Origin of the sequence: Streptomyces sp. NPDC088252 (assembly GCF_044740965.1) — a bacterium.
Lineage (GTDB): Bacteria > Actinomycetota > Actinomycetes > Streptomycetales > Streptomycetaceae > Streptomyces.
In genome coordinates, this window is record NZ_JBIURS010000010.1 from 185,280 (window position 1) to 209,372 (window position 24,093).

14 protein-coding genes and 4 pseudogenes are annotated in these 24,093 nt (G+C 70.1%); 7 read left to right on the forward strand and 11 right to left on the reverse strand.

Features of this window, described 5'->3' with window-relative positions; translation table 11 throughout:
• Positions 1-30 precede the first annotated feature (30 nt).
• Positions 31-836, reverse strand: a pseudogene (locus ACIOHC_RS22165) (ABC transporter ATP-binding protein).
• 420 nt (positions 837-1,256) lie between these two features.
• Here ACIOHC_RS22165 and ACIOHC_RS22170 point away from each other — a divergent pair.
• A pseudogene (locus ACIOHC_RS22170) lies at positions 1,257-1,592 on the forward strand (transposase family protein); the annotation flags it as partial.
• A gap of 311 nt (positions 1,593-1,903) precedes the next feature.
• Here ACIOHC_RS22170 and ACIOHC_RS22175 read toward each other — a convergent pair.
• Positions 1,904-2,215: an NIPSNAP family protein gene (locus tag ACIOHC_RS22175; RefSeq protein WP_351074698.1), complete on the reverse strand. Its 312-nt coding sequence runs from the start codon at positions 2,213-2,215 to the stop codon at positions 1,904-1,906.
• A 164-nt stretch (positions 2,216-2,379) separates the two neighbouring features.
• On the opposite strand from ACIOHC_RS22175, the gene ACIOHC_RS22180 reads away from it, so the two are divergent.
• Positions 2,380-3,258 carry an NAD(P)-binding domain-containing protein gene (locus ACIOHC_RS22180; protein WP_351074697.1) on the forward strand — a complete coding sequence of 293 codons (879 nt, stop codon included), beginning with the start codon at positions 2,380-2,382 and terminating at the stop codon, positions 3,256-3,258.
• Positions 3,259-3,321: 63 nt separating this feature from the next.
• Here ACIOHC_RS22180 and glgB read toward each other — a convergent pair whose 3' ends face one another.
• The 4 genes from glgB to ACIOHC_RS22200 all read right to left on the reverse strand — a co-directional run bounded on the left by glgB (position 3,322) and on the right by ACIOHC_RS22200 (position 11,265).
• A complete protein-coding gene (glgB, locus tag ACIOHC_RS22185) occupies positions 3,322-5,760 on the reverse strand; it encodes a 1,4-alpha-glucan branching enzyme (protein ID WP_401843632.1) in 2,439 nt (812 codons plus the stop codon).
• A 117-nt stretch (positions 5,761-5,877) separates the two neighbouring features.
• Positions 5,878-7,281, reverse strand: coding sequence for a maltokinase N-terminal cap-like domain-containing protein (locus ACIOHC_RS22190; protein WP_365690049.1), 1,404 nt, complete (start codon positions 7,279-7,281; stop codon positions 5,878-5,880).
• A gap of 238 nt (positions 7,282-7,519) precedes the next feature.
• Entirely contained in the window at positions 7,520-9,226 is a 1,707-nt protein-coding gene (gene treS, locus ACIOHC_RS22195) for a maltose alpha-D-glucosyltransferase (RefSeq protein WP_351074694.1), read from the reverse strand.
• On the reverse strand, positions 9,223-11,265 hold the full coding sequence (locus ACIOHC_RS22200) for an alpha-1,4-glucan--maltose-1-phosphate maltosyltransferase (RefSeq protein WP_351074693.1): 2,043 nt from the start codon (positions 11,263-11,265) through the stop codon (positions 9,223-9,225). The genes treS and ACIOHC_RS22200 overlap by 4 nt, the downstream gene beginning before the upstream one ends.
• Before the next feature lie 753 nt (positions 11,266-12,018).
• Here ACIOHC_RS22200 and glgP point away from each other — a divergent pair.
• Together glgP and ACIOHC_RS22210 are read left to right on the forward strand one after the other, a co-directional pair.
• Complete coding sequence (glgP, locus tag ACIOHC_RS22205) at positions 12,019-14,622, forward strand: alpha-glucan family phosphorylase (protein WP_351074691.1); 2,604 nt, start codon at positions 12,019-12,021, stop codon at positions 14,620-14,622.
• A gap of 164 nt (positions 14,623-14,786) precedes the next feature.
• A pseudogene (locus ACIOHC_RS22210) lies at positions 14,787-15,326 on the forward strand (hypothetical protein); the annotation flags it as partial.
• 87 nt (positions 15,327-15,413) lie between these two features.
• On the opposite strand, the gene ACIOHC_RS22215 reads toward ACIOHC_RS22210, so the two are convergent.
• From ACIOHC_RS22215 to ACIOHC_RS22235, 5 genes and pseudogenes are all read right to left on the reverse strand, one after another.
• Positions 15,414-17,447, reverse strand: coding sequence for a M4 family metallopeptidase (locus tag ACIOHC_RS22215; RefSeq protein ID WP_351074689.1), 2,034 nt, complete (start codon positions 17,445-17,447; stop codon positions 15,414-15,416).
• 163 nt (positions 17,448-17,610) lie between these two features.
• Positions 17,611-18,480 carry a TetR/AcrR family transcriptional regulator C-terminal domain-containing protein gene (locus ACIOHC_RS22220; RefSeq protein ID WP_389636707.1) on the reverse strand — a complete coding sequence of 290 codons (870 nt, stop codon included), beginning with the start codon at positions 18,478-18,480 and terminating at the stop codon, positions 17,611-17,613.
• 564 nt (positions 18,481-19,044) lie between these two features.
• Positions 19,045-20,067 (reverse strand): alcohol dehydrogenase, encoded by a 1,023-nt coding sequence (locus ACIOHC_RS22225; RefSeq protein ID WP_351074685.1) that lies wholly within the window; start codon positions 20,065-20,067, stop codon positions 19,045-19,047.
• A 152-nt stretch (positions 20,068-20,219) separates the two neighbouring features.
• Positions 20,220-20,887 (reverse strand): annotated as a pseudogene (locus ACIOHC_RS22230) (response regulator).
• Between the two features lie 116 nt (positions 20,888-21,003).
• Positions 21,004-21,711: a sensor histidine kinase gene (locus ACIOHC_RS22235; protein ID WP_401843637.1), complete on the reverse strand. Its 708-nt coding sequence runs from the start codon at positions 21,709-21,711 to the stop codon at positions 21,004-21,006.
• 180 nt (positions 21,712-21,891) lie between these two features.
• Here ACIOHC_RS22235 and ACIOHC_RS22240 point away from each other — a divergent pair, with 180 nt between their 5' ends.
• From ACIOHC_RS22240 to ACIOHC_RS22250, 3 genes are all read left to right on the forward strand, one after another.
• Positions 21,892-22,242 (forward strand): hypothetical protein, encoded by a 351-nt coding sequence (locus ACIOHC_RS22240; protein WP_401843639.1) that lies wholly within the window; start codon positions 21,892-21,894, stop codon positions 22,240-22,242.
• An 80-nt stretch (positions 22,243-22,322) separates the two neighbouring features.
• On the forward strand, positions 22,323-22,625 hold the full coding sequence (locus ACIOHC_RS22245; protein WP_401843641.1) for an alpha/beta hydrolase: 303 nt from the start codon (positions 22,323-22,325) through the stop codon (positions 22,623-22,625).
• Between the two features lie 245 nt (positions 22,626-22,870).
• On the forward strand, positions 22,871-24,082 hold the full coding sequence (locus tag ACIOHC_RS22250; protein ID WP_401843643.1) for a hypothetical protein: 1,212 nt from the start codon (positions 22,871-22,873) through the stop codon (positions 24,080-24,082).
• The last annotated feature ends 11 nt before the right edge of the window (positions 24,083-24,093 follow it).

Genomic DNA, 24,093 nt, shown 5'->3' on the forward strand with positions numbered 1-24,093 from the left:
AGGAGCGAAGTGCGGTCGGCTGCCGGGGGGTCAGTTGGTGCGTCCCTTGGCGTCGAAGCCCTTCATCCGCTCCAGCACCTTGTCGGCGGTCGGGTCGGGCATGTCGTCGACGATCCGGCCGTCCGCGGGGAAGACGACACGGTCCGCGTAGGAGGCGGCGACGGGGGCATGGGTGACCATGACGACGGTCTGGCCCAGCTCGCGTACGGAGTCGCGGAGTAAGCCGAGGACCTCGGCGCCGGAGCGGGAGTCGAGGTTGCCGGTGGGCTCGTCCGCGAAGATGATCTCGGGCCGGGAGGCCAGCGCGCGGGCGACCGCGACGCGCTGCTGCCGGCCGCCGGAGAGCTGGCCCGGGCGGTGATTGAGGCGGCCGGAGAGGCCGACGGTAGCCACGACGCGGTCCAGCCGGGCGTGGTCCGGCTTACGGCCCGCGATGTCCATGGGCAGGGTGATGTTCTCCAGAGCGGACAGCGTCGGCAGCAGGTTGAACGCCTGGAAGACGAAGCAGATCTTGTCGCGGCGCAGCTGGTGAGCTTCTTGTCCTTCAGACCGATCAGCTCGGTCTCGCCGATGCGGGCGGAGCCCCCGGATATCGTGTCCAGCCCGGCCATGCAGTGCATCAGCGTCGATTTGCCGGACCCGGAGGGGCCCGTGATCGCGGTGAACTGGGCCTGGTGGAACTCGACCGACAAGGCGTCGAGCGCGACGACCTGAGTGCCTCCCTCCCCGTAGACCTTGGTGAGTCCCGTGGCGCGGGCGGCCACCGCCGTGGCGTAACTGGCAGAGGGGAGGCCGAAGTGGATGGTGGTCACGGGGAGGAGCTCCTGTCGGGACATACGGGCCGCCGGAGGCGGCACGAGGTCGGATTTCGACGGTGGCTCAAGCGGCCGTGTCATGAGGACCCCTCCATCGTCGCCACGGAAACCGGCCCGGACGTCAACCCGTCTGACCGTCCCAGGGACAGTCCTGGGGCGCAGCCGTAACCTGCGCAGTCATCCCTGGGGATGATTGGGAGCCCTGACGAAAGTCGCGTGCGGGTGCGGTGCGGGCGATCGAACAGGCCCACGCCCAGTGTCGCCGCCAGGCCGCGGCGACCGAGGCCGCCGTGCTGCGTCAGGCCCGCGCAGCGCGCCGCCCGCGTACAAAGGGCGGCAGGGTGACCAGTACAGGACCGACACCCGGGCTCATCGGCTCCTGGTGCACCGTACGCCCGGCCCGCAGCGCGGGCCGGGCGCGCATCGGCTGTTTTCACGGGGATCTCCCGGCATCATCTCGCTTGCTTGGTCGAGGAGTTGGCCAGGCCGTGGCAGGCTGTTGTCGAAGGGCGCCGTTACGGAGCACGCGGTGGGGTCAGGAAGCGGGCTGCGGGGGCCGGCGCCCGGCACCAACTGGTTTTCGGCGACCGGTTGACGGCCACATTGATTCACCTGCGGCACGATCTTCCGCACTCGGTGTTCGGGCTGCTGTTCGGCGTCGACCGTTCCACGACCACTCGCGCGATCGGCGAGATACGTACCCTGCTGGCCGAGCGGGGATGTGCGGTCCCCGATCATTCCGGCCTGCGGCTGTGGTTCTTGGCGGATGTGTTCGCTTGACCTCGCCGTTTCGACGACTCGAAGCACCCCGGAGAACCCGACCACCGCGCCGGGCCCCCGCCATGCCCACAGGCAGGCCGGCAACCGGAATCACCGGTCCGACGCGATCGGTCCAGCCCACCCGCCCGGAGCGAAACGGCGAGGCCAAGGGGTGTCCCGTAATCCCTGGCGGGCGCGCGACGACAGCTACGGCACCTCGCCGCGTTGTCGGAAAGTCCGCATACATCCAGTATGCGGACGTCCCTCCGCCTTGCGATGCACCGCATCTGACGCCGCGCACTGATCCACCACGGATTACGGGACACCCCTTAGGACATGACGTCGAGCGGCCGCAGGAAGCGGCGCTCGTACCGCTTGATGCAGCGGGTGTTACGAGCCAGTTCGAAGGCATCCTGACACTCCGGGTCGGACATGCTGTCCGTGCGGTACTGCTCGTACGCGGCGAGACTGGGAAAGGAGAAGAGGGCGTAGGCGATGTCGCTGTCGCCCTCACTCGGCAGGAAGTAGCCGTGGTGCGTCCCGCCGAAACGGTTGACGAGCCCGACCCAGCGGCGCCCGTACTCCTCGAAGTCCTCAAGCTTGTCGGCGTCAATCTCGTATTTCAGATGAATGGTGATCACGCCCACATGATGCTGCATGCCGGTTCGGGCTCGAAGGCGGCCTTATGTACCCCGAGTCCCTTCCGAGCCTCGATCGCCCTGGCCTGGATGCTTTCCTTTTGGTGGGTATCTGAGAAACAAGTGGGTTCTTGGCGGGTGCATCCACCGCGTTGATCATGGCGCGTATGACTACGCATACGAACCCCGTCACCGTCACCGTCATCGGCCTCGGCGCCATGGGCCGGGCCCTCGCCGGCGCGTTCCTGGACGCCGGCCACCGCACCACCGTCTGGAACCGTTCCCCGGGCAAGGGCGAAGAGCTCGTCGCCCGGGGCGCGGTCCGGGCCGCTTCGGCCGAAGAGGCCGTACGGGCAAGTGAATTGGTGGTCGTCTGTGTTGTCGACCACGAGGCCTCGCGGCAGATCCTGGCCCCGTTGACGGACGCGCTCGCCGGGCGTGCCCTGGTCGATCTCACCTCCGACACCCCGGACCGGGTCCGTGCCTCCGCGGCCTGGGCCGAGGCGCATTCGCTCGACTACCTGGCGGGTGCGATCATGGTGCCGATCGAGGTGGTCGGCGGGCCGGAGGCGCTGATCTTCTACTCGGGTTCGCGGTCCGCGTACGACCGGCACGAGGCCGTGCTCAAGGCGCTCGGCGCCAACGTCCCGTTCCTGGGGCCCGAGCACGCACTCGCCGCGGCCTACGACATGGCGATGCTGGACTTCTTCTACGGGAGCATGGCGGGGCTGGTCCACGCCTTCGCCCTGGCCGGGGCGGAGAGCATTCCCGCCGCGGCCATCGCGCCGTATCTGCGGACCATCGTGGACATCCTGCCGCCCATCGTGGCCGGGACGGCGGTCGACATCGATGCGAAGCGGTACGACGGGGCCGGAGCCAACCTCGCCATGATGACCGCCGGTGTCGATCACGTGCTGCACGCGGCCGCCGGCAGGGGCCTGGACACGTCCCAGCTGGAGGCGATCAAGGCCGTCTCCGACCGTGCCATCGCCAAGGGGCACGGCGCCGACTCCTGGGCGAGCACGGTCGAGGCGCTCCGGGGCTGAGCGCGTCGATGGGGCGGGGGGCCCGCGGCCGGAGGTCGGTCGCGGGCCCCCGCCCCGTTCGGTTCACACCGGCTTGAACCAGACCGTCGCCAGCGGTGGCAGCGTCACCAGAATGCTGCCGGGGCGGCCGTGCCAGGTGAGCGGTTCGGACTTCAGCGGTCCCGGATGACGCACGTCGCTGCCGCCGTACCGCGCGGCGTCCGTGTTGAGGACCTCCGCCCACGCGACCTGGTCACCGAGGACGTCCGGGACGCCGATGCGGTAGTCGTGCCGCACCACGGGGGAGAAATTGCTGACGGAGAGAAGCGGCGAACCGTGCTTGTCGTAGCGCAGGAAGGCGAAGGCGTTGTCCTCGGCCGCACCGCCGTCCACCCAGTCGAAGCCCCCCGGGTCGGTGTCGCGCTGCCAGAGGGCCGGGGTCGCGCCGTACACCGCGTTCAGGTCACCGACCAGGGTGCGCACGCCCCGGTGGTCGCCCTCCGCCTCGTACGAGGGGTCGAGAAGCCACCAGTCCGGGCCGTGCCGCTCCGACCACTCCCCGCCCTGGGCGAACTCCTGCCCCATGAAGAGGAGTTGCTTGCCCGGGTGGGCCCACATGAAGCCGAGGTACGCCCGGTGGTTGGCGCGCCGCTGCCACCAGTCGCCCGGCATCTTGCTGACCAGGGCCTGCTTCCCGTGCACCACCTCGTCGTGCGAGATCGGCAGGACGTAGTTCTCGCTGTACGCGTACACCATCGAGAAGGTCATCTCGTCGTGGTGGTACTTGCGGTGCACCGGCTCCTTGGACACGTACTGCAGGGAGTCGTGCATCCAGCCCATGTTCCACTTCAGCCCGAAGCCCAGCCCGCCGAAACCGTCGGGGCCGACGACGTGGGTGGCGCGGGTGACGCCGTTCCAGGCGGTGGACTCCTCGGCGATCGTGACGACGCCCGGATTGCGCCGGTAGACGGTGGCGTTCATCTCCTGGAGGAAGGCGACGGCGTCCAGGTTCTCCCGGCCACCACGCTCGTTCGGCGACCACTGCCCGCTCCCGCGCGAGTAGTCGAGATAGAGCATCGAGGCGACGGCGTCGACCCGCAGGCCGTCGACGTGGAACTCCTCGCACCAGTAAGTGGCGTTGGCCACGAGGAAGTTGCGCACTTCCGTGCGCCCGTAGTCGAACTCCAGCGTGCCCCAGTCCGGGTGTGCCGCCCGCGACGGGTCGGAGTGCTCGTACAGCGGGCGGCCGTCGAACTCCGCGAGCGCCCAGTCGTCGCGCGGGAAGTGCGCCGGCACCCAGTCGACGATGACACCGATTCCGGCCCGGTGCAGCGCGTCGACGAGGAAGCGGAAGTCGTCCGGTGTGCCCATGCGCGAGGTCGGTGCGTAGAAGCCGGTGACCTGATAGCCCCAGGAGCCGCCGAAGGGATGCTCGGAGACCGGCATCAGCTCCACATGTGTGAACCCCAGGTCCTTCACGTACGAGGGGAGTTGCGCGGCCAGCTGGCGATACGTCAGGCCGGGTCGCCAGGAGGGCAGATGCACCTCGTACACGGAGAACGGCGCCTCGTGCACCGGTACGTCCCCGCGGTGCGCCATCCACTCCTGGTCCCGCCACTCGTGGTGCGAGGCCGTCACGATCGAGGCGGTGGCGGGCGGCACCTCGGTGCGGCGGGCCATCGGGTCGGCGCGCTTGGTGTGCGAACCGTCCGGGCGGCAGATGTCGAACTTGTAGAGCGTGCCCTCCCCGATCCCGGGCAGGAACAGCTCCCACACCCCCGAGGAGCCGAGCGAACGCATCGGGAAGCCGGTGCCGTCCCAGTAGTTGAAGTTCCCGATGACCCGCACACCGCGGGCATTGGGGGCCCAGACGGTGAACCGGGTGCCGACGACGCCCTGATGTTCCATGGGCTGGGCGCCGAGGGCCGTCCACAGCTCCTCGTGCCGTCCCTCGCCGATCAGATGCAGATCGAGGTCGCCGAGGGCGGGCAGGAAGCGGTACGGGTCCTGCACCTCTGTCTCGTCGTCCTCGTAGGCGACCAGGAGCCGGTACTCGGGAATGGAGGTCATCGGCAGCAGGCCCGAGAAGAGGCCGTCGCCGTCGTCGTGCAGCCGCGCCCGCAACCCCTTGGCCAGGACGGTCACGGATCGCGCGTACGGGCGCAGCACCCGGAAGGTCGCACCGCCGCGCACGGGATGGGCGCCGAGCAGGTCGTGCGGGGCGTGGTGCTCGCCGGAGAGCAGCCTGCCCCGGTCGGCGGCGTCGAGCGGGCGTGCCCGGCGTACTCCCTGGCTGCCGACGGCTTCCCCGGGGCGCGACGGTGCGGCACCGGTGGCCCGCTCGGCCGCCGGCTTCGTCCGCTCGGCAGGGGCGCCGGAGGCGGCCGGGGCGGCAGGGGTGTCGGAGGCGGATGCGTCGGAGGCGGCCGGGGACGCCGCCCTCGCCGTTGTCGGCGGCCGGACTTGGCGGACCTCGGGCTCGGTGGGGGCGGGCGTCTTGCGGGACGGCTTGCGGGCGGTCACAGGGACAGCCTCCTCGGAGGTGTTGTCGGGGCGGAACGGGGCGGCATGGGCACGGGCCGTGCGGGGGAGCGGGGCGGCGACGGCGGGGCCGCGAACGGGCGGGCGGCACCCGGGCCGTCAGTCGGCGACGGCGGCCAGGCGGTGGATCGCCGCCATCGGGACCGGAAGCCAGTCGGGCCGGTGCCGTGCCTCGTACAGCACCTCGTAGACCGCCTTGTCGGTCTCGTGGGCGCGCAGCAGCTCCGGTTCGCTGCGCGGGTCGACCCCCGCGGTCCTGGCGTACCCGTCGCAGTAGGCGGTCCGGCAGCGCGCCGCCCACTCGGCGTTCCACGGGCGGTGCGAGCGGGCCGCGTAGTCGAAGGAGCGGAGCATGCCGGCGATGTCGCGCACCGGGGGCTGCGGCCGGCGGCGCTCGGACAGCGGTCGGGCCGGTTCGCCCTCGAAGTCGATCAGTGACCAGAAGCCGTCGGTCGCGCGCAGGGTCTGGCCGAGGTGGAGATCGCCGTGGACCCGCTGTGCCGCCCAGCCGTGGCCCCGGTGTCCCAGCGCGGACACCGCGTCGAAGGCGGTGCGCAGTCCGGGGACGTACGGCGCGAGTGCCGGTACCGCCTGCGCGGCGGCCTCCAGCCTGTGCACCATCGCGGCGGCGAGATGCTCGGTCTGGGCGCGGCGCAGGGCGGGCGTCGGCAGGGCGGCGGCGAGCGCGGTGTGCACCTCGGCGGTGGCCCGGCCCAGTGCGTGGGCCTCGCCGGTGAAGTCGCGGCCCGAGGCCAGGGCGCGCAGGGCGAGCTGCCAGCCGTCCTCCGCGCCGCGCAGGAACGGCTGCAGCACACCGAGGGTGAGCGGTTTCGGTGCGGTGGCCTCGAACCAGGCGACGGGGGCGGGCACCCGTCCGCAGCCCTCGCGGGCGAGCGCGAGCGGCAGTTCCAGATCCGGGTTGGTGCCGGGGAAGATCCGGCGGAAGATCTTGAGGATGTAGGCGTCGCCGTAGACGAGCGAGGTGTTGGACTGCTCGGTGTCGAGCATGCGTGGTGCGAGCGGTGCGGTGATGGGGGCGCCGCCCCGGTCGAAGTGCAGGACGCCGAGGGTGCCCGGGGTGCGGAAGCGCTCCAGCAGGAGTGCGGCGAGACGCGGGTCGTGCAGGCCCTCGTAGACGGTGCGGCCCGCGAGCGGCCCGTCTGTCACATGGCCGATGAGCGCGGGCGCCAGCCGGGCCGGCAGCGCGGCCCTTACGCCGAGCAGCAGTTGGTAGCAGTCGTCCGGTGACTGGGCGGGCATGGACGGCTGGTGGGCCCGGACCAGCAGATGCAACAGCCCGGCCCCGGACCGGGCGCCCGCGGAATCGGTGTCCACCGGCAGTATTTCGGTCGCCGACACCAGCGAGAACGCGGTGATCGGCTGCCCCTTGCCCGCGAACCACCGCTGTCTGGGCAGCCATTCATGCAGCAGGGGAGCGAGAGACGGGAGCAGGGCTGTGCTGGCGGCAGCCAGGGCGACCCGGGTGGAGGCAGCCTCCGACATGGCATCGCGTCCTTTCCCCGGGCACACCACAGGATGCGAAGAGTGTCCCGGATTGCGGCAATAGCTGTCCGGCTGTGCGGGACGTGTCGGGTCAGGATGGTCCGTACGGACTCGACTCGAAGGGATCGAAACGCCGGAGGGGACCGGAAGAGACCGGAAGCGCTCGATATGGGGGAGAGGGTGCCCCGTGCGGGGCGGCGGAACCGCCCCGCGGTGGGTGGTGCGCGGTGGCGCAGGGTCAGCTCGGCGGCGCGTCCTTGCGCAGTCGGAACCAGTAGAAACCGTGTCCCGCGAGAGTCAGCAGGTAGGGCCACTGGCCGATGGCCGGGAACCGCACCCCGCCGATCAGCTCCACCGGGTGACGCCCGTCGTACGACCGCAGATCGAGCTCCGTGGGCTGCGCGAACCGCGAGAAGTTGTGCACGCACAGCACGAGATCGTCCCCGTGCTCCCGGGTGAAGGCGAGCACGGCCGGGTTCGACGAGGGCAGTTCGTTGAACGAGCCGAGTCCGAAGGCGTGGTTCTGCTTGCGGATCTCGATCATCCGCCGCGTCCAGTGCAGCAGCGACGACGGCGATGCCATCGACGCCTCGACATTGGTGACTTGGTAGCCGTAGACCGGATCCATGATGGTGGGCAGGTAGAGCCGCCCGGGATCACTGGAGGAGAATCCGGCGTTGCGGTCGGGCGTCCACTGCATCGGAGTGCGCACGGCGTCCCGGTCGCCCAGCCAGATGTTGTCACCCATCCCGATCTCGTCGCCGTAGTAGAGGATCGGGGAACCGGGCAGGGACAGCAGCAGTGCCGTGAACAGCTCGATCTGGTTGCGGTCGTTGTCGAGCAGGGGTGCCAGCCGCCGCCGGATACCGATGTTGGCGCGCATCCGCGGATCCTTGGCGTACTCCGCGTACATGTAGTCGCGCTCTTCGTCCGTGACCATTTCGAGGGTGAGCTCGTCGTGGTTGCGCAGGAAGATGCCCCACTGGCAGTTCTTCGGGATCGCCGGGGTCTTCGCCAGGATTTCGGAGACCGGGTAGCGGCTCTCGCGCCTGACGGCCATGAAGATCCGGGGCATCACGGGGAAGTGGAACGCCATGTGGCACTCGTCGCCGCCGGCCTGGAACTCGCCGAAGTAGTCGACGACGTCCTCCGGCCACTGGTTGGCCTCGGCGAGCAGCACGGTGTCCGGGTAGTGCGCGTCGATCTCCTTGCGGACGCGCTTGAGGAAGTCGTGCGTCTCCGGGAGGTTCTCGCAGTTGGTGCCCTCGCGCTGGTACAGGTACGGCACGGCGTCCACGCGGAATCCGTCGATGCCGAGGTCCAGCCAGAAGCGCAGCGCGGAGATGATCTCCTCCTGCACCGCCGGGTTCTCGTAGTTGAGGTCGGGCTGGTGGGAGAAGAACCGGTGCCAGTAGTACTGCTTGCGGACCGGGTCGAAGGTCCAGTTGGACGTCTCCGTGTCGACGAAGATGATCCGGGCGTCCGGGAACTGCTTGTCGTCGTCGGCCCAGACGTAGTAATCGCCGTACGGCCCCTCCGGGTCGGACCGGGACTGTTGGAACCAGTCGTGCTGATCGCTCGTGTGGTTCATGACGAAGTCGATGATCACGCGCATGCCGCGCTGGTGCGCGGCGTCGACGAACTCCACGAAGTCGGCCAGATCGCCGAACTCCGGCAGTACGGCGGTGTAGTCGGAGACGTCGTAGCCTCCGTCGCGCAGCGGCGACTTGAAGAACGGCGGCAGCCAGAGGCAGTCGACACCGAGCCACTGCAGATAGTCCAGCTTGGCGGTGATGCCCTTGAGGTCGCCGATGCCGTCGCCGTTGGAGTCCTGGAAGGACCGGACGAGGACCTCGTAGAACACGGCGCGCTTGAACCAGTCGGGATCGCGGTCCTTGGCCGGGGTGTCCTCGAACGTGTCGTGGACGGGCTCATTGACGATCATGGTGTGGGTGACCCTCCGGTCGGCGGGGACGGTCGCAGGACGACGATGTGTGCGGGCGTGACGCCCGGCTCCAGGCGCACATAGAAGGTCCTGCCCCAGTGATAGGTGACGCCGGTGAGCTCGTCGCGCACCGGCACGCTCTCGTGCCGGTCGAGGCCGAGTCGCGGCATGTCCAACGAGACCGTGGCCTCCTGGGTGTGGTGCGGGTCGAGGTTGACGACCACCAGAACGGTGTTCGAACCCGCGCGCTTGCTGTACGCGAGCAGCGCGTCGTTGTCGACGGAGTGGAAGTGCACGTCGCGCAGTTGCTGCAGCGCCGGGTGGCGGCGCCTGATGCGGTTGAGCCGGGTGATGAGCGGGGCCAGCGAGCGGCCCTCGCGCTCCGCCGACTCCCAGTCCCTGACCCGGATCTCGTACTTCTCCGAGTCGAGGTACTCCTCGCTGCCGGGACGGACCGGAGTGTTCTCGCACAGTTCGTAGCCCGCGTACACACCCCAGGCCGGGGAGAGCGTCGCGGCGAGAACGGCTCGCGCCTCGAAGGCCGGACGGCCCCCGTCCTGGAGATAACCGGGCAGGATGTCCGGGGTGTTCACGAAGAAGTTGGGCCTCATGTAGGAGGCGGTCCCGCCCGAAAGCTCCGTGACGTAATCGGTGATCTCCTGTTTGCTGTTGCGCCAGGTGAAATACGTGTACGACTGCTGGAAGCCGATGGCGGCGAGCGCATGCATCATCGCGGGCCGGGTGAATGCCTCGGCCAGGAAGATCACATCCGGGTCGGTCCGGTTGATTTCAGTGATCACCTTCTCCCAGAAGACCACCGGTTTGGTGTGCGGATTGTCCACGCGGAAGATACGCACCCCGTGATCCATCCAGAACCGCAGAATGCGAACGCTCTCCTCGACCAGTCCGTCCAGATCCTTGTCGAAGGCGATCGGATAGATGTCCTGGTATTTCTTCGGCGGATTCTCGGCGTAGGCGATCGTGCCGTCCGCGCGATGGTGGAACCACTCGGGATGTTTCTCCACCCAGGGATGGTCGGGAGAACACTGGAGCGCGAAATCCAACGCGATCTCCATGCGCAGGGTGCGGGCGGTTCCGACGAAATGATCGAAGTCGTCGAGGGTGCCGAGCTCGGGATGGACGGCGTCGTGGCCGCCCTCGGCCGAACCGATCGCCCAGGGCACGCCCACGTCATGGGGAGCGGGGGAGAGCGAGTTGTTGGGGCCCTTGCGATGGGTGGTTCCGATGGGATGGATGGGCGGCAGATAGACGACGTCGAAACCCATGGCGGCGACCGCGGGCAGCCGCTCGGCGGCTGTACGGAAGGTGCCGCTGACGATCCTCGCCGGGCGGGCCGTCGTCTTTCCCGCCCTGCCCTTCACGGCCGCTGCGGCCCGCCCGGCCGGTTCGACCCTGGCCCCCTCCGAGCGGGGGAACAGCTCGTACCAGGAACCGAACAGGGCCCGCCGGCGCTCGACCACCAGAGGGAGCGGGGGAGAAGCGGTGACCAGTTCGCGCAGCGGGTGACGGGTGAGGGCGGCTCGCGCCTCGGGGACGAGCGCCGCGGCCAGCCGGGCGGCGGCCGGGCGGGACTCGTCGCGCAGCGCGTCGGCGGCGGCCAGCACCGCCTCGCGCCCGTCCCGCTTGGGTACGCCCTTGGCGGCCCGTTCGTACAGTTCGGCGCCCTCCGCCAGGACGAGCCCGGTGTCGCTCCCCGCCGGGATCTTGATCTCGGCGCGCTGCCGCCAGGTGGCGAGCGGATCGCTCCAGGCCTCGACCGTATACGTCCAGCGGCCCTCGGAGTCCGGGGTGACATCGGCGCCCCAGCGGTCGGTGCCGGGCGCGAGTTCGCGCATCGGCGTCCAGGGGCCGGGCCGCCCGGCCGGATCCAGCAGCACCACATTGGCGGCGACGGCGTCATGGCCCTCGCGGAAGACGGTCGCGGTGACCTGGAAGGTCTCACCGGCAACGGCCTTGGCGGGCCTTCTGCCGCAGTCGACGAGGGGACGGACGTCGAGTACGGGAATGCGACCGATCATGGAATCACCTGGGGACTGGGGCTCGGGCTGAACGGGGCGCGACACGGCCGCGGGGCGCGGAATTCGCGCACCGCGAACGATGGGGTCCGTCCTTTCTAGCTGCTCCGTTGACGGCTGACGGGGTGTGGGCATGGCCGCTCCTGTCCGCATTCACTCGAATGGCACTCGAATGGCTGGGGTGCGGATGTGTTTCGCGGAGGTAAACCGGATGGACACCGGTCCCGCAGGTGCCTCGCATTCATGCTGCATTCGGGCGGCATTCGCGTGCTCTTGGGATGTGCTCGGAGTGTGTACCGAAGAAGCCTTCCCACATATCTCGGGGGGCCAATCCGGTGGTGTGTCAACTACTCGGGCGTATCCACGACGACCTGAATGCGCCGACGACCGCCCCGCGTGCGCGGGCTCACCGGTGCTCTTCCGGACGCCACTGGGCAGCTTTCTCCTTGGTGCGAAGTGCCACAAGACCGAACGAGGGAAGGGAATCGGCCATTACCCGTGTGACCGGTGTGCCTCGACCGGTCGAGAGGGGCCCCGGGTGCGAAAGAGGCGGGGTGGATGAGGCGTGGGGCGGGAAGCGCGGAGATCGCCCCGGAGCGGAGGCCGTGCGGGCGCCCCGTCCGGCGGCACACGCCGTGAGCCGTTCGCGCGCCGTGGCTGCGGAGTGCGGCCCGCCGTTAACGTCGGGGGTGACGGAGAGACGCACCCCGTGGTGCGTCCCGTCGGATTCGTACGTCCCCTGTAGAGGTGGAATGCGTGAAGGCCATTCGTCGATTCACCGTGCGTCCCGTTCTCCCCGATCCCCTTCAACCGCTCAGCGACCTCGCCCGCAATCTGCGCTGGTCCTGGCACACCGAGACCCGTGAACTCTTCCAGGCCGTCGACCCCCAGGTGCGGCGGACGGCGGAGTGCGACCCCGTCCGGCTGCTCGGTGCCGTGTCCGCTGGCCGGCTCGCCGAGCTGGCCCGGGACCAGCAGTTCCTGCACCGGCTGACCGAGGTCTTCGCCGACCTCCGGGACTATCTGGACGGGCCCAGGTGGTACCAGGAACAGCTGGCCCGAGGGGCCGGGCTCCCGGCCGCCGTCGCGTACTTCTCACCCGAGTTCGGCGTGACCGCCGCGCTGCCCCAGTACTCCGGCGGCCTCGGCATCCTCGCCGGCGACCATCTGAAGGCCGCCAGCGATCTGGGCGTACCTCTCATCGGGGTCGGCCTGCTCTACCGGCACGGCTACTTCCGCCAGAGTCTGTCCCGCGACGGCTGGCAGCAGGAGCACTATCCCGTACTCGATCCGAACGAGCTCCCGCTCACCTTGATGCGCGAGGCCGACGGCACCCCCAGCCGGGTGGTGCTCACGCTTCCCGGCGGCCGCTCGCTGCACGCCCACATCTGGCAGGCCCAGGTGGGGCGCGTACCGCTGCTGATGCTCGACTCCGGCGTGGAGGAGAACGCGCCGGGCGAGCGCGAGGTGACCGACCGGCTGTACGGCGGTGGCAGCGAGCACCGGCTGCTCCAGGAGATGCTCCTCGGCATCGGCGGCGTACGGGCCGTGCGGACGTACTGCCGCCTCACGGGACATCCCGCGCCGGAGGTGTTCCACACCAACGAGGGGCACGCCGGTTTCCTCGGACTCGAACGCGTCCGTGAACTCTCGGACAATGGACTGGACTTCGACTCCGCGGTGGAGTCGGTGCGGGCCGGCACGGTCTTCACCACCCACACACCCGTGCCCGCCGGGATCGACCGGTTCGACCGCGAGCTGGTCGCCCGGCACTTCGGGGACGACGGCGAGCTCCTGGGCGTGAGTGTCGAACGCATCCTGCAACTGGGCATGGAGACCTACCCGGGCGGCGAACCCCGGCTCTTCAACATGGCGGTGATGGGGCTGCGGCTCGCCCAGCGGGCCAACGGGGTCTCGACCCTCCACGGCTCGGTCAGCCGGGAGATGTTCGCCGGACTGTGGCCGGGCTTCGACGCGGCGGAAGTGCCGATCACCTCGGTGACCAACGGCGTCCACGCACCCACGTGGGTCGCACCCGAGGTCCTCCGGCTGCGCAACCGGTACGGCGGCACCCCGGGACGCTGGGACTCCGCAGCCGAGATCCCGGACCGGGAGATCTGGGACCTGCGGCGGCACCTGCGCGGACAGCTGGTCGCCGAGGTGCGCGAGCGGCTCCATGCCTCCTGGCGCACCCGGGGCGCGGAACCGGCCGAACTCGGCTGGATCGACGGCGTGCTGGACCCGGACGTGCTGACGATCGGCTTCGCCCGGCGGGTGCCCTCGTACAAGCGGCTGACGCTGATGCTGCGCGACCGCGACCGGCTGCGGGAACTGCTGCTCCACCCGGAGCGCCCGGTCCAGATCGTCGTCGCCGGCAAGGCCCACCCCGCCGACGACAGCGGAAAGCGGCTGGTCCAGGAGCTGGTGCGGTTCTCCGACGATCCCCGGGTGCGCCATCGCATCGTGTTCCTGCCGGACTACGGGATGGCCATGGCGCAGAAGCTCTACCCGGGCTGCGACGTCTGGCTCAACAACCCGCTGCGGCCTCTGGAGGCCTGTGGTACGAGCGGCATGAAGGCCGCGCTCAACGGCTGCCTCAACCTCTCGGTCCTGGACGGCTGGTGGGACGAGTGGTTCGAGCCGGACTTCGGATGGGCGATCCCCACGGCCGACGGTCTGGCCCTGGACGAGGACCGCCGTGACGATCTGGAGGCGGGCGCCCTCTACGAACTCATCGAGGACCGGGTCGCTCCGCGCTTCTACGACCGGGGCGGCGACGGGCTCCCCGAGCGCTGGATCGAGATGGTCCGCCGTACGGTGGGCACCCTCGGACCCAAGGTCCTGGCGGGGCGCATGGTGTCCGAGTACGTGGAGCGCCTGTACGCGCCCGCCGCGCGCGCCCAGCGAGCACTGGATCCCGGCACCGCGCGGCAGCTCGCCGGCTGGAAGGCCAGGGTTCGCGCCGCGTGGCCGCGGGTCGTCGTCGACCATGTGGAGGCCGTGGCGCCGGACGCCGCGGGCGGCTCGGCCGAGCTGGGCTCGGCGCTGGTGGTGCGGGTCAGGATCGCCCTCGGGGTACTGGAGCCGGACGACGTGGAGGTGCAGGCGGTGGCCGGCCGGGTGGACGCGGCCGACGGGATCTCGGACGCGCAGATGTTTCCGCTGAAGCCCGCCGGAGGCCAGGATCTGGAGGGACGCTGGCTGTACGAGGGACCGCTGGCCCTCGACCGCACCGGGCCGTACGGCTACACGGTGCGGGTGCTCCCCACGCATCCGCTCCTGGCCACCGGTGCGGAACTCGGTCTGGTGGCACTGCCCGCGGAGACGCTGGGGGACGGCGCGGGCCTGGTGATGCGCTGACGCACCTCCTTCCGGGCCCGGCATCCCCGTGGTGCCGGGCTCCTTCGTTCCTCGAACGCCGCGCCTTGACGTGTTCCATGCATGGCTTTAGTTTCCTCACCCGCTGCGGAGTTCACCATCGGATTCGATGTCCACATCTATGAACTCCATCGGCTGTCGGGCGAGTTGAGGACCGGACCTCCTACGACAAGGCGGTCGCCACGTTCCGCGGGCGCGTTCCCGCGTACATCTATCTGACGTCCGACGGGGCCCTGCCGAGGACCGCGCCGGGCAGCGGGCTCGACACCCGCGACAAGACCGTCAAGTACTGGCAGGGGCAGTCGACCTTCATCGACGGTCTCTCCCAGGAGACCTGCCGCGATCTCACGCACACCGGGTACGGACTCTCCGCCATCTCCCACATCGCCGAGACCGGCCGGATCCAGGGCCAGGACCTGTCCCCCGAGATCGCCGACCGCCTGCGGCACGCACTGGGGCTGCACGCCAAGTACCAGCTCGGTGCCGCGGTTCCCACGTCGTTGTGCGGCGGAACCCTGAAGGACGGCCTCGGCCCCGTCATCGAGGCCGGCTTCAACGCCCTGCACAACCGGATGGGCATCGCCATGACCAACACCCGGGCCCTCACCGAGCAGCAGCGGCCCGCCGGGTCCAACAACCTGTTCGTCGCCTGGGAGACCCTGACCCACGCGAACAACCCCGAGTGACTGGTGCCCGCCGCGCACAGGGGAACGCCCGGGAGGAGCGAGAGCTCCTCCCGGGCGTTCGTTGCCGGACCAGGCCCGGCTCCGGGTTCAGAAGGTCAGCTTGAAGCTGTTGATCTTGCCGGTGTCGCCCGTGTAGACGTCCTGGACCTTGAGCTTCCAGGTGCCGTTCGCCGCCACGGCCGAGGCGTTGACCGTGTAGGTGGTCTGGACGTTGGCCGCCGAGTCGGAGATCGAGGAGTTCTTCAGCCGGTAGGTCGTCCCGTTCGGGGCGACGAGGTCGATGACCAGGTCACCGCGCCAGCTGTGGGTGATGTCCACGCCGACCTTGAGGGCGCTGGGCGCGTTGCCGGTGATACCGGTGACGTTGACCGAGCTGGTGACGGCCGCGCCGTGGTCCGGGATGGCGACCGAGGTGGCGTTCTCGAAGACCTTGCCGCCCGGGTCCGGGTTGCCGCCGCCGTCACGGGTGCCGACGTTGATGCCGGCCCAGGCGTCGCCGACGGCCTTGTACTCGGCGCTGGTCGTGCCGTACAGCTCACCGGCCGCGGCGAGGGTGCCGGTGCGGGCCGCCGCGTAGTTCGTGGTGGAGGTGAACTTGGTGGTGAGCGCCTTGAACCAGATCTGCGCGGCCTTGTCGCGGCCGATGCCGGTCACCGGCAGGCCGTCGGAGGTCGGCGAGTCGTAGTTGACGCCGTTGATGGTCTTGGCGCCGCTGCCCTCCGAGAGCAGGTAGAAGAAGTGGTTCGCCGGACCCGAGGAGTAGTGGACGTCGACGTTGCCGATGCCCGAGTACCACGCGTCCTTGGACGCGCCGTCCTTGCTCGGCTTGTCCATGTAGCGCAGCGGGGTGCCGTCGCCGTTGATGTCGATCTTCTCGCCGATGAGGTAGTCGCCCTGGTCGGTGGCGTTGTTGGCGTAGAACTCGACCGCGGTGGCCATGATGTCGCTGGTCGCCTCGTTGAGACCACCGGACTCACCGCTGTACACCAGGCCCGCGGTGGCGGCGGTGACGCCGTGCGTCATCTCGTGCGCGGCCACGTCGAGGGCGGTCAGCGGGTTCGCGTTGCCGCTGCCGTCGCCGTACGTCATGCAGAAGCAGCTGTCCTGCCAGAAGGCGTTGACGTAGTTGTTGCCGTAGTGGACGCGGGAGTACGCGCCGACGCCGTCGCCCCGGATGCCGGTGCGGCCGTGGACGTTCTTGTAGTAGTCCCAGGTCTCCGCCGCGCCGTAGTGCGCGTCGGCGGCGGCCGTCTCGGCGTTCGACGGCGAGCCGTTGCCCCAGACGTCGGTGGAGTTGGTGAACAGTGTCCCGGTTCCGGAGGAGCCGTGGTTCAGGTTGTACGTCTTGTGGTTGCCGCGGCCCGTGTCGGTCAGCGTGTACGACGGCGCGGTGCCGAGGGTGACCTGGCCGCTGTACTCGGTGTTGCCGACGCCGTTCTCGACCGCCTGCCACTCGTACAGCTTCGCGCCGGAGGTCGCGTCCGTGATGACGTGCAGCTCGTTGGGGGTGCCGTCCTTCTGGAGGCCGCCGACGACGGTCTCGTAGGCGAGCTGCGGCTTGCCCTGGGCCATCCAGACCACCTTGCGGGGCGCCCGGTCGGCCTCGGTCTTCTTGGAGCCGTCGGCCCTGGCGAGGCCGAGTGCCTGCTTCTCGGCCGCGGCGGGGGCGACGTCGGCCTTCGTGTCCACGGCCTTCAGCGTGTTGCTGCTGACGCTGGACGCCTTGGTGACGCTCTCGGTCGCGCCGGCCTTGGACGCCTCGACGACCAGGTCGCCACCGAGCACCGGGAGTCCGGCGAGGGTGCGCTCGTAACGCGTGTGCGTGGTGCCGTCGTTGTCCTGGACGACGTCCCGGACGACGAGCTTCTCCTGCGAGCCGAGACCGAGCTCCTTGGCCGTGGCCGCCTTGGTCGCGTCGGCCTCACGGATCAGCTCGGCACGCTGGGACGGGGTGAGCTGCTTGGCCATGGCACCGTGCTTGGCGCCGGCGGTCGCAGCCGCTGCCGCGGTGGTGCCGGGGGTGGCGGTGGCCGTACCGGTCTGGACGCCGACGGCGAGGAGGGCTGCTGCGGCTATCAGAGCGCCGGTCGCGGTGGCACGACGGCTGGGCGTGGATCTCACGCGGACTCCTTCTGCGAGGGGGGTACCGGCGGCAGGGCGTGCCGTCCGGGGTGAGCGAGAAGTGCGCAGAACGGGGTGAAGAGTGTCAGCCGGAGGACGGTCCTGTCAGGACCGCGTCAACAAGTTGGCCGGAAGTCGTCCGTTGCCGTAAAGGTCATGTTCGTTAAGCGGACGTTTCGCCGATCATCACCGCGATGCCGTCCAGCGTGCGTCGCAGCCCGAATTCGAAGAGTGAGTCCAGGTCGAGCTCGAACTCATCGTGTTCGAACAGCGAGTTGAGGAACGGGTAGTCGCCGCTGGCCGAGATGGCATCGAACTGTGGCTCATTTCTTACCATCCACTCCGCGGCGGAGAGCCCGGTGTCCTGCCGTGCCTGTGTCTCCATGTCGCCGGCCATGGCCAGTCCCTGGACGTGGGCGAAAGGGGTGAGATGGATGTGCAGCTTCGTGTACGGCGGCAGCCCGGTGCCGGCCAGGGCGTGCAGTACCCACTCCGCGTACCGCATGGTGTGCGGGGACGCTGTCGGCCGGGTGAAGGAAGCCACGGCCTGTGCCATCCACGGATGGCGCCCGTACACCGACCGCAGCCACCGGGCGGCGAGTTCCGGCCCCGGCCGCCAGTCACGGGGCGCGGCGCCCGGCGGTCGTTCCCCGAAGACCTCGTCGGACATCAGCCGGACCAGCTCGGTCTTGCCCGGCACATGGCGGTACAGCGCCATGGTGGAGGTGGACGGAGTGGTCGCGACCCGGCGCATGGACACGGCGGGAAGCCCCTCGGCGTCGGCCAGTTCGATGGCGGTGCGCACGATCCGCTCACGGCCCAGGGCGGGGCCGGTCCCCGCGCCGGCGACCCCCGGAGCGGGACGTTCGGCGACCACCGTGCCGACCCCCGGCACCGCCCGTACGAGGCCTTCGCGGCGCAGCGCCGACAGCGCCTTGGTGGCGATGTGGAGCCCCGTGCCCTCCCTCGGCGTCGTGGTGGCCGCCCCGGTGGGCGGGGCGCTCGCCCGGCGCTTCGACCGCGGGTACGTCATGGGCGGCGGGTTCCTCGTCTCCGCCGCGGGCTTCCTCTCGCTCACCCGGATCGGGACGGACTCGCCGCTGTGGATGACACTCGCCGGGTCGGCCGTCCACGCGGGCGGGCTGGTCTCCGCGATGACGCTCGCCAATGAACTCGCCCTCGGTGCCGCGCCGCCCGAGCAGGCGGGCTCCGCCGCCGCCGTCCTCGAATCGGGTCAGGAACGCGGCGGCGCCCTGGGACGGCGCTGCTCGGTTCGGTCGGCGCCGCCGTGTACGGCCGTGACATGCGCGGCACCGCGACCTCCGTACCCGAGGCCGCGCGGGAGACGCTGTCCGGCGCGGTCGCGGTGGCCCGGCAGCTTCCGCACCGGATCCGGGACACGGTCCTGCCCACCGCGTTCCGCGCTTTCACCCACAGCATGAACACGGCCGCGGCGGAAGCCGCCCTCGCGATGGCCGGTGCCGCCGTGCTCTCCGTCGCCCTGCTCAGGGGCACGGGGTCCGCACCGGCCGGTGAAGCGGGCGGCGGCGCATCTGCCGAGGTGAAGCGCCGTCGTCCCGGGGCGGGGCCGGGTGCGTCAGCGGGTGGTGAGCACCATCCGGAAGCGGGCGGCGCCGGACATCATCTTCCGGTACGCCTCGTCCACCGCGTCCAGCGGCACGGTCTCGGTCATCGGGCGGATTCCGTGCAGGGCGCTGAACGCCAGGGTGTCCTGCACGTCCTGCGCGGTGCCCGACGCGTGGCCCCGGACGACCTTGCCGCTCATGATCAGCTGGGCCGGGCTGATGGCCAGCGGTTCGGGGTCCACGCCGATGACCACCAGCTCCCCACGTGGGGAGAGTCCGTCCACGGTCGCCGAGATCGCCTCGGAGTTGGCCGCGGTGGCCAGGACCGCCTTGGCGCCGCCGAGGGCCTGCAGCGCGTCCGCGACGGGGGTGTCCGCCGTGCTGTCGACGTAGTGGTGGGCACCGAGCTCCTTGGCGAAGTCGGCCTTGGCGGCTCCGCGGGCGATGGCCACGGTCTCGAAGCCCATCGCGGCCGCGTACTGCACCCCCAGATGTCCGAGGCCGCCGATGCCGAGCACGGCGACCAGGTCACCCGGCCGGGCGGAGCTGCGCCGCAGCCCGTTGTACGTGGTCACCCCCGCGCAGGCCATGGGTGCCGCATCCGCCGCCGCCAGTGCGTCGGGGATCCGGGCCAGGGAGTCCACCGGTGCGACCACCGTTTCGGCATAGCCCCCGTCGTACGCCCACCCGGGCACCTTCAGATACCGGCACACCACGAAGTCGCCCTGCCTGCAGGGCGTGCAGTGGCCGCAACTGCCGCCGAACCAGCCCACCGCCACCCGGTCGCCCACCTGCCAGGCGTTCTCCGCTCCCGCGCCGAGCTCCTCGATCCGCCCGGCGATCTCATGCCCGGGGACCACCGGAAACCGCACGCCCGGGAGCCCGCCGTTCACGAAGAGGGAGTCGCTGTGACAGACCCCGCAGGCCTCCACGGCCACCCGTACGTGGCCGGGTCCGGGCTGCGGCACCTCGCGTTCGACGATCTCGAACGGACCACCGGCGGTGGCGACCTGCGCGGTTCGATAGACGCTCATCTGGATCTCTCCGGGTCATGGGCGGACGCCCCCCGGATCCAGCAGACCAGCTCCGCCCCGGTCACGCGCGCCGGACGGGGCGGACGAGGGGCCGAACGGTGCGCACGGCGGACGGACCCGCGACGTGCGCACCGGACGCGCGTCCGGGCGCGTCAGCCGGCGAAGCCCGGCACCACCAGACCGGACTCGTACGCGATCACCACCGCGTGGGTCCGGTTCTGCGCGCCGAGCTTGGTCAGCACGTTCCCGACGTGCGTCTTCACCGTCTCCAGGCTCACCGTGAGGGACCCGGCGATCTCCGGGTTGGACAGGCCGGTGGCCGTCAGCCGCAGCACCTCCTCCTCCCGCCCCGTCAGCGCCGCCCGCGGCAACGCCTCGGTGGAGCCCAGCGGGCGGGCGGCGACCATCCGGCGCAGTGCCGCCGGGAAGAGGATCGCCTCCCCCGCCGCCACCACCCGCACTGCTTCCGCGATCTGCCGGACCGGAAGCCGCTTGAGCACGAACCCACTGGCCCCCGCACCGAGCGCGGCGATGACGTAGCCGTCGTTCTCGAAGGTGGTGATCACCACGACCTGCGGCGGTTCGGCCGACTCGGCAAGGAGTTGCCGGGTGGCCTCGATCCCGTTGCGACGCGGCATCCGCACAACCATCAGGACCACGTCCGGCCGCAGCCACCGCGCCTGCTCGACCGCCTCGACGCCGTCGACGGCCTCCCCGACCACCTCGATCCCCGGCTGTACCGCGAGCAGGGTGCGCGACCGCTGCGGGTCACCTCGTCGTCGTCCGCGATCAGGAGCGTGACGGGAGTGCCGGCAGGGATCGTGGTGCTGGTGCTGGTGCTGGTGCTGGTGCTGGTGCTGGTGCTGGTGCTGGTGCCGGTCAGGACGGCTGAGCTCTCGGGGCCGGTCGTGACGGCTTGTCCCGCGTCGGAGCCGATCACGCCGGCAACCGTACCGGCAGCCGGACCGCCAGCCGCCAGCGCTCCGGGCCGTCCGGGCCGGCCTCGATCTCACCGTGCAGCAGCCGCACGCGTTCGGCCAGGCCGGGCAGACCGTGCCCGGACGTCGGGAAGACACCCGGGCCCGTACCTCTGTCCGTGCCCGTCCGCTGGACCTGTGCCGACTCGCCCGAGAACTCCGGCTCCACCACCGCGCCCGCGTGCCGCAACCGGTCCAGCAGCTCGGGCAGGTCGGCCAAGGTCCGAGTCGGCGCTGTCTCCGCCTTCTCCTCGCGCAGCACGCCCAGCACGTAGTCCAGGTCCTCCAGCGCGGCCCGAGCCGACTCCTCGATGCTGCGCAGGGCGGCACGCGCCGCCACCGGGTCGGCGGAGAGGATCTCGCCCGCCACCGCCGCCTGGATCGTGGCCGCCGTCAGTGTGTGGCCGATCGAGTCGTGCAACTCGTGGGCCAGTCGGTTGCGTTCGGCCAGCCGCAGCTCCCGCTCGGCCGCCAGCGCGAGCCGCTCGGCCGACGACGGCCCCAACAGCCTCGGCGCCAACCACTGCAGCGCGTTCGTGATCACCACGCACACGACCGCCGCCAGCAGCAGGCAGCCGAGCGCCGCCACCCAGCCGCTCCAGCCACCCGTCACCCGCATCGTCCGGCCGAAAAGACTCAGGCCCGCCTCGGCGCGGAACCAACCCACTTGTGACGCCGTGAGCCCCGCCGCCTATCAGTGCGCGACTCTCAAGGTGCCGCTGGACTACAGCGATCCCGGCGGCAAGAAGATCGATATTGCGGTGTCCGACTGAAGGCAGGCAGTGCAAAGGAACGTCGCGGCGTTCTGCTGCTCAACCCCGGTGGACCCGGCGGACCGGGCCTGAACATGCCCGTCGACCCGGAATTGAACCTCCCCGAGAAGGTGAAGAGACAGTACGACCTCATCGGGTTCGACCCGAGGGGCGCCGGACAGAGCGCTCCCGTCGGCTGCGGTCTGACCGACGACGAGAAGAACGACGAGCGCTCGTACAAGGCCGAGACATTCGCGAAGGATGTGGAGTGGGCACGCACGGTGGCCGACAAGTGCCGGGCCAAGGGGGGTGACACGCTGCGGCACCTCATCACCGCACGCCCATCGACTCCGGCGAGGTATCCCTCACCGGTGACGACATCCGCTCCGAGCTGCGTGCCATGTTCTTCCACGTACAGAGAGCCGCCGAAAGGGTCGCCGAGCTGAAGAAGGCGGCAGAGGGCGAGGAGTCGGCCCGTCCGGCACGCCCGCGCGGGCCACGGGCTCCGTTCCACCGGCGTTCGCCCATGACGTCCCCCCCGGACAACGACGCCGCGAGCGCTTGGGCCGTGCTGTGCGCCGACACCCGTCCGTGGCCGCGCGACCCCGAGCAGTGCCGCCGAGACGCGATCCGTGACAAGGCCCGGTATCCGCTGTACGGCGACTTCGGGTCCAACATCAAGCCGTGTGCCTTCTGGAAGCGGGGCGGCGAGCTTGCGACAACGGTCGACAACGAGGTCGAGGTACTGATCCTGCAGAACCAGTGGGATCCCCAAACCCCCCTGGCCGGCGCTCAGGGCATGCACCGGGCAGTGCAGGCTCCCGCATGATCACTGTCGCCGGAGGGGAGGGGCATGGGATCTACGGCACGAGAACGAGACAGCTCGTCATACCGGCATCTTCACAGAGGACTTCAAGATGGTGCCCGCTCGGTGATGTCGGGCATGATGAATGTGCGCTGAACTCAAGTCTGAGGACAGGGGGTTGATCGATGCACGGACACGGCAGCGGCCGGTCCGCACGAGCTTCGGCGGTCGTCATAGGCGAGATTGACTGCGATGCTGCGACCGCATCGATGCTTGAAGAGGCAGGCCTCACCGGGTCGGTGCGTGAGGCGTCGCGCTTCCTCGCCGTCTCTGTCCCCGTCACCGTACGGTCCGTGCACGCGAGGTCCGGACTCGACCTGGTGGTCTCCGCGCGGCTCCATGCGCCTCGTGGCTGCCCGACTCCGGTGGTCTGTGCGCCGTCACCGTCCGTGGAGTACGTAGACACCCAGGCGACGACCGGCGCGAACGTCTCGGTCACCCCGGGCATCGGCACAGTCGGTGGCGGCGTGAATCGGACCACGAGCCGTCAGGAACTGGTCAGCAACGTCGTCGGAATCGGAACGGACCACCTGGAGTGGACAATTCCCGGCAGGCGCAGTGCAGTTGTCGGCAGTCGGGAGTTCCGGTTCTTCGTCCGTCAGGACGAAGTCCGGTACAGCTGGCTGGAATTGACGGCGGGGGTGAGTGCCTCCCGCGGCTTCTTGCGGCGCACGTCCTCGGAGCCCGCGGAGCAGCGCGTGTGGGTGCCGCTGGTCGCCGAGAGTTCCCCGCAAGCGGGTGCCACTCTTGTGCTTCTTGAGGGACAGCGTGAGGGGCGTGGTGGCGAGGCGGCGCGGTTCTACCTCGGGCGTCCGCTGGACCTGCCGCTCTTCATGACAGCGGACGGACCGGCCGTGGGAAGGCCGGATGACGGCGGCACCGTGGTCGGGGCCTTCCGCTGGTTCGACAGCGTCGACGGGCGGCCCGGCTTCCAGTGGGTCCAGAAGTCTTCGGACTGTGTCGTGTCGGTCGTGTCGGGCGAAGACCAGGGGGTGCGGATCCGCCCCGACACGACCGTGTTTGTTCCGGACGGAAGCGTCTTGCGTTTCCCCGACACCCGCTCTCTGCGCGTTCTGTACGAAGGCGAGCTGACGGCGGGCGGTCCCACCCTCCAGGACGTCCTCGATGTGTCGGTGGTCGTGGACGACACCGTGGTGACCACGCACCGCACCGAATCGAATTACGTGACGATTGGGCGCAGCCTCAAGGACATCAGCATCAGTCGGCCCGACATCAGCCGCACGCACGGAGCCCTCGAACTCTCCGATGACGGCTGGTCGTACACCCACCTGAGCGGCGCCGGCAATGCCGTGCTGCTCCGCGGGGACGACACCGTCGATGTGCGTCGAGACGCGGTCGTCCTTGTCCAGAGACACGACACCGTCGTGCTCAACGATCACGTGTCTCTCTCCATCGGCTGAAGCGATCTCGC

Coding starts and splice junctions, on each gene's coding strand:
- ACIOHC_RS22225 (WP_351074685.1), bottom strand. CDS start 20,067: ATGAGCGTCTATCGAACCGCGCAGGTCGCCACCGCCGGTGGTCCGTTC.
- ACIOHC_RS22200 (WP_351074693.1), bottom strand. CDS start 11,265: ATGATCGGTCGCATTCCCGTACTCGACGTCCGTCCCCTCGTCGACTGC.
- ACIOHC_RS22240 (WP_401843639.1), top strand. CDS start 21,892: ATGCCCGTCGACCCGGAATTGAACCTCCCCGAGAAGGTGAAGAGACAG.
- ACIOHC_RS22180 (WP_351074697.1), top strand. CDS start 2,380: ATGACTACGCATACGAACCCCGTCACCGTCACCGTCATCGGCCTCGGC.
- ACIOHC_RS22190 (WP_365690049.1), bottom strand. CDS start 7,281: ATGTCGGAGGCTGCCTCCACCCGGGTCGCCCTGGCTGCCGCCAGCACA.
- ACIOHC_RS22220 (WP_389636707.1), bottom strand. CDS start 18,480: ATGACGTACCCGCGGTCGAAGCGCCGGGCGAGCGCCCCGCCCACCGGG.
- ACIOHC_RS22245 (WP_401843641.1), top strand. CDS start 22,323: ATGACGTCCCCCCCGGACAACGACGCCGCGAGCGCTTGGGCCGTGCTG.
- ACIOHC_RS22250 (WP_401843643.1), top strand. CDS start 22,871: ATGCTTGAAGAGGCAGGCCTCACCGGGTCGGTGCGTGAGGCGTCGCGC.
- treS (WP_351074694.1), bottom strand. CDS start 9,226: ATGATCGTCAATGAGCCCGTCCACGACACGTTCGAGGACACCCCGGCC.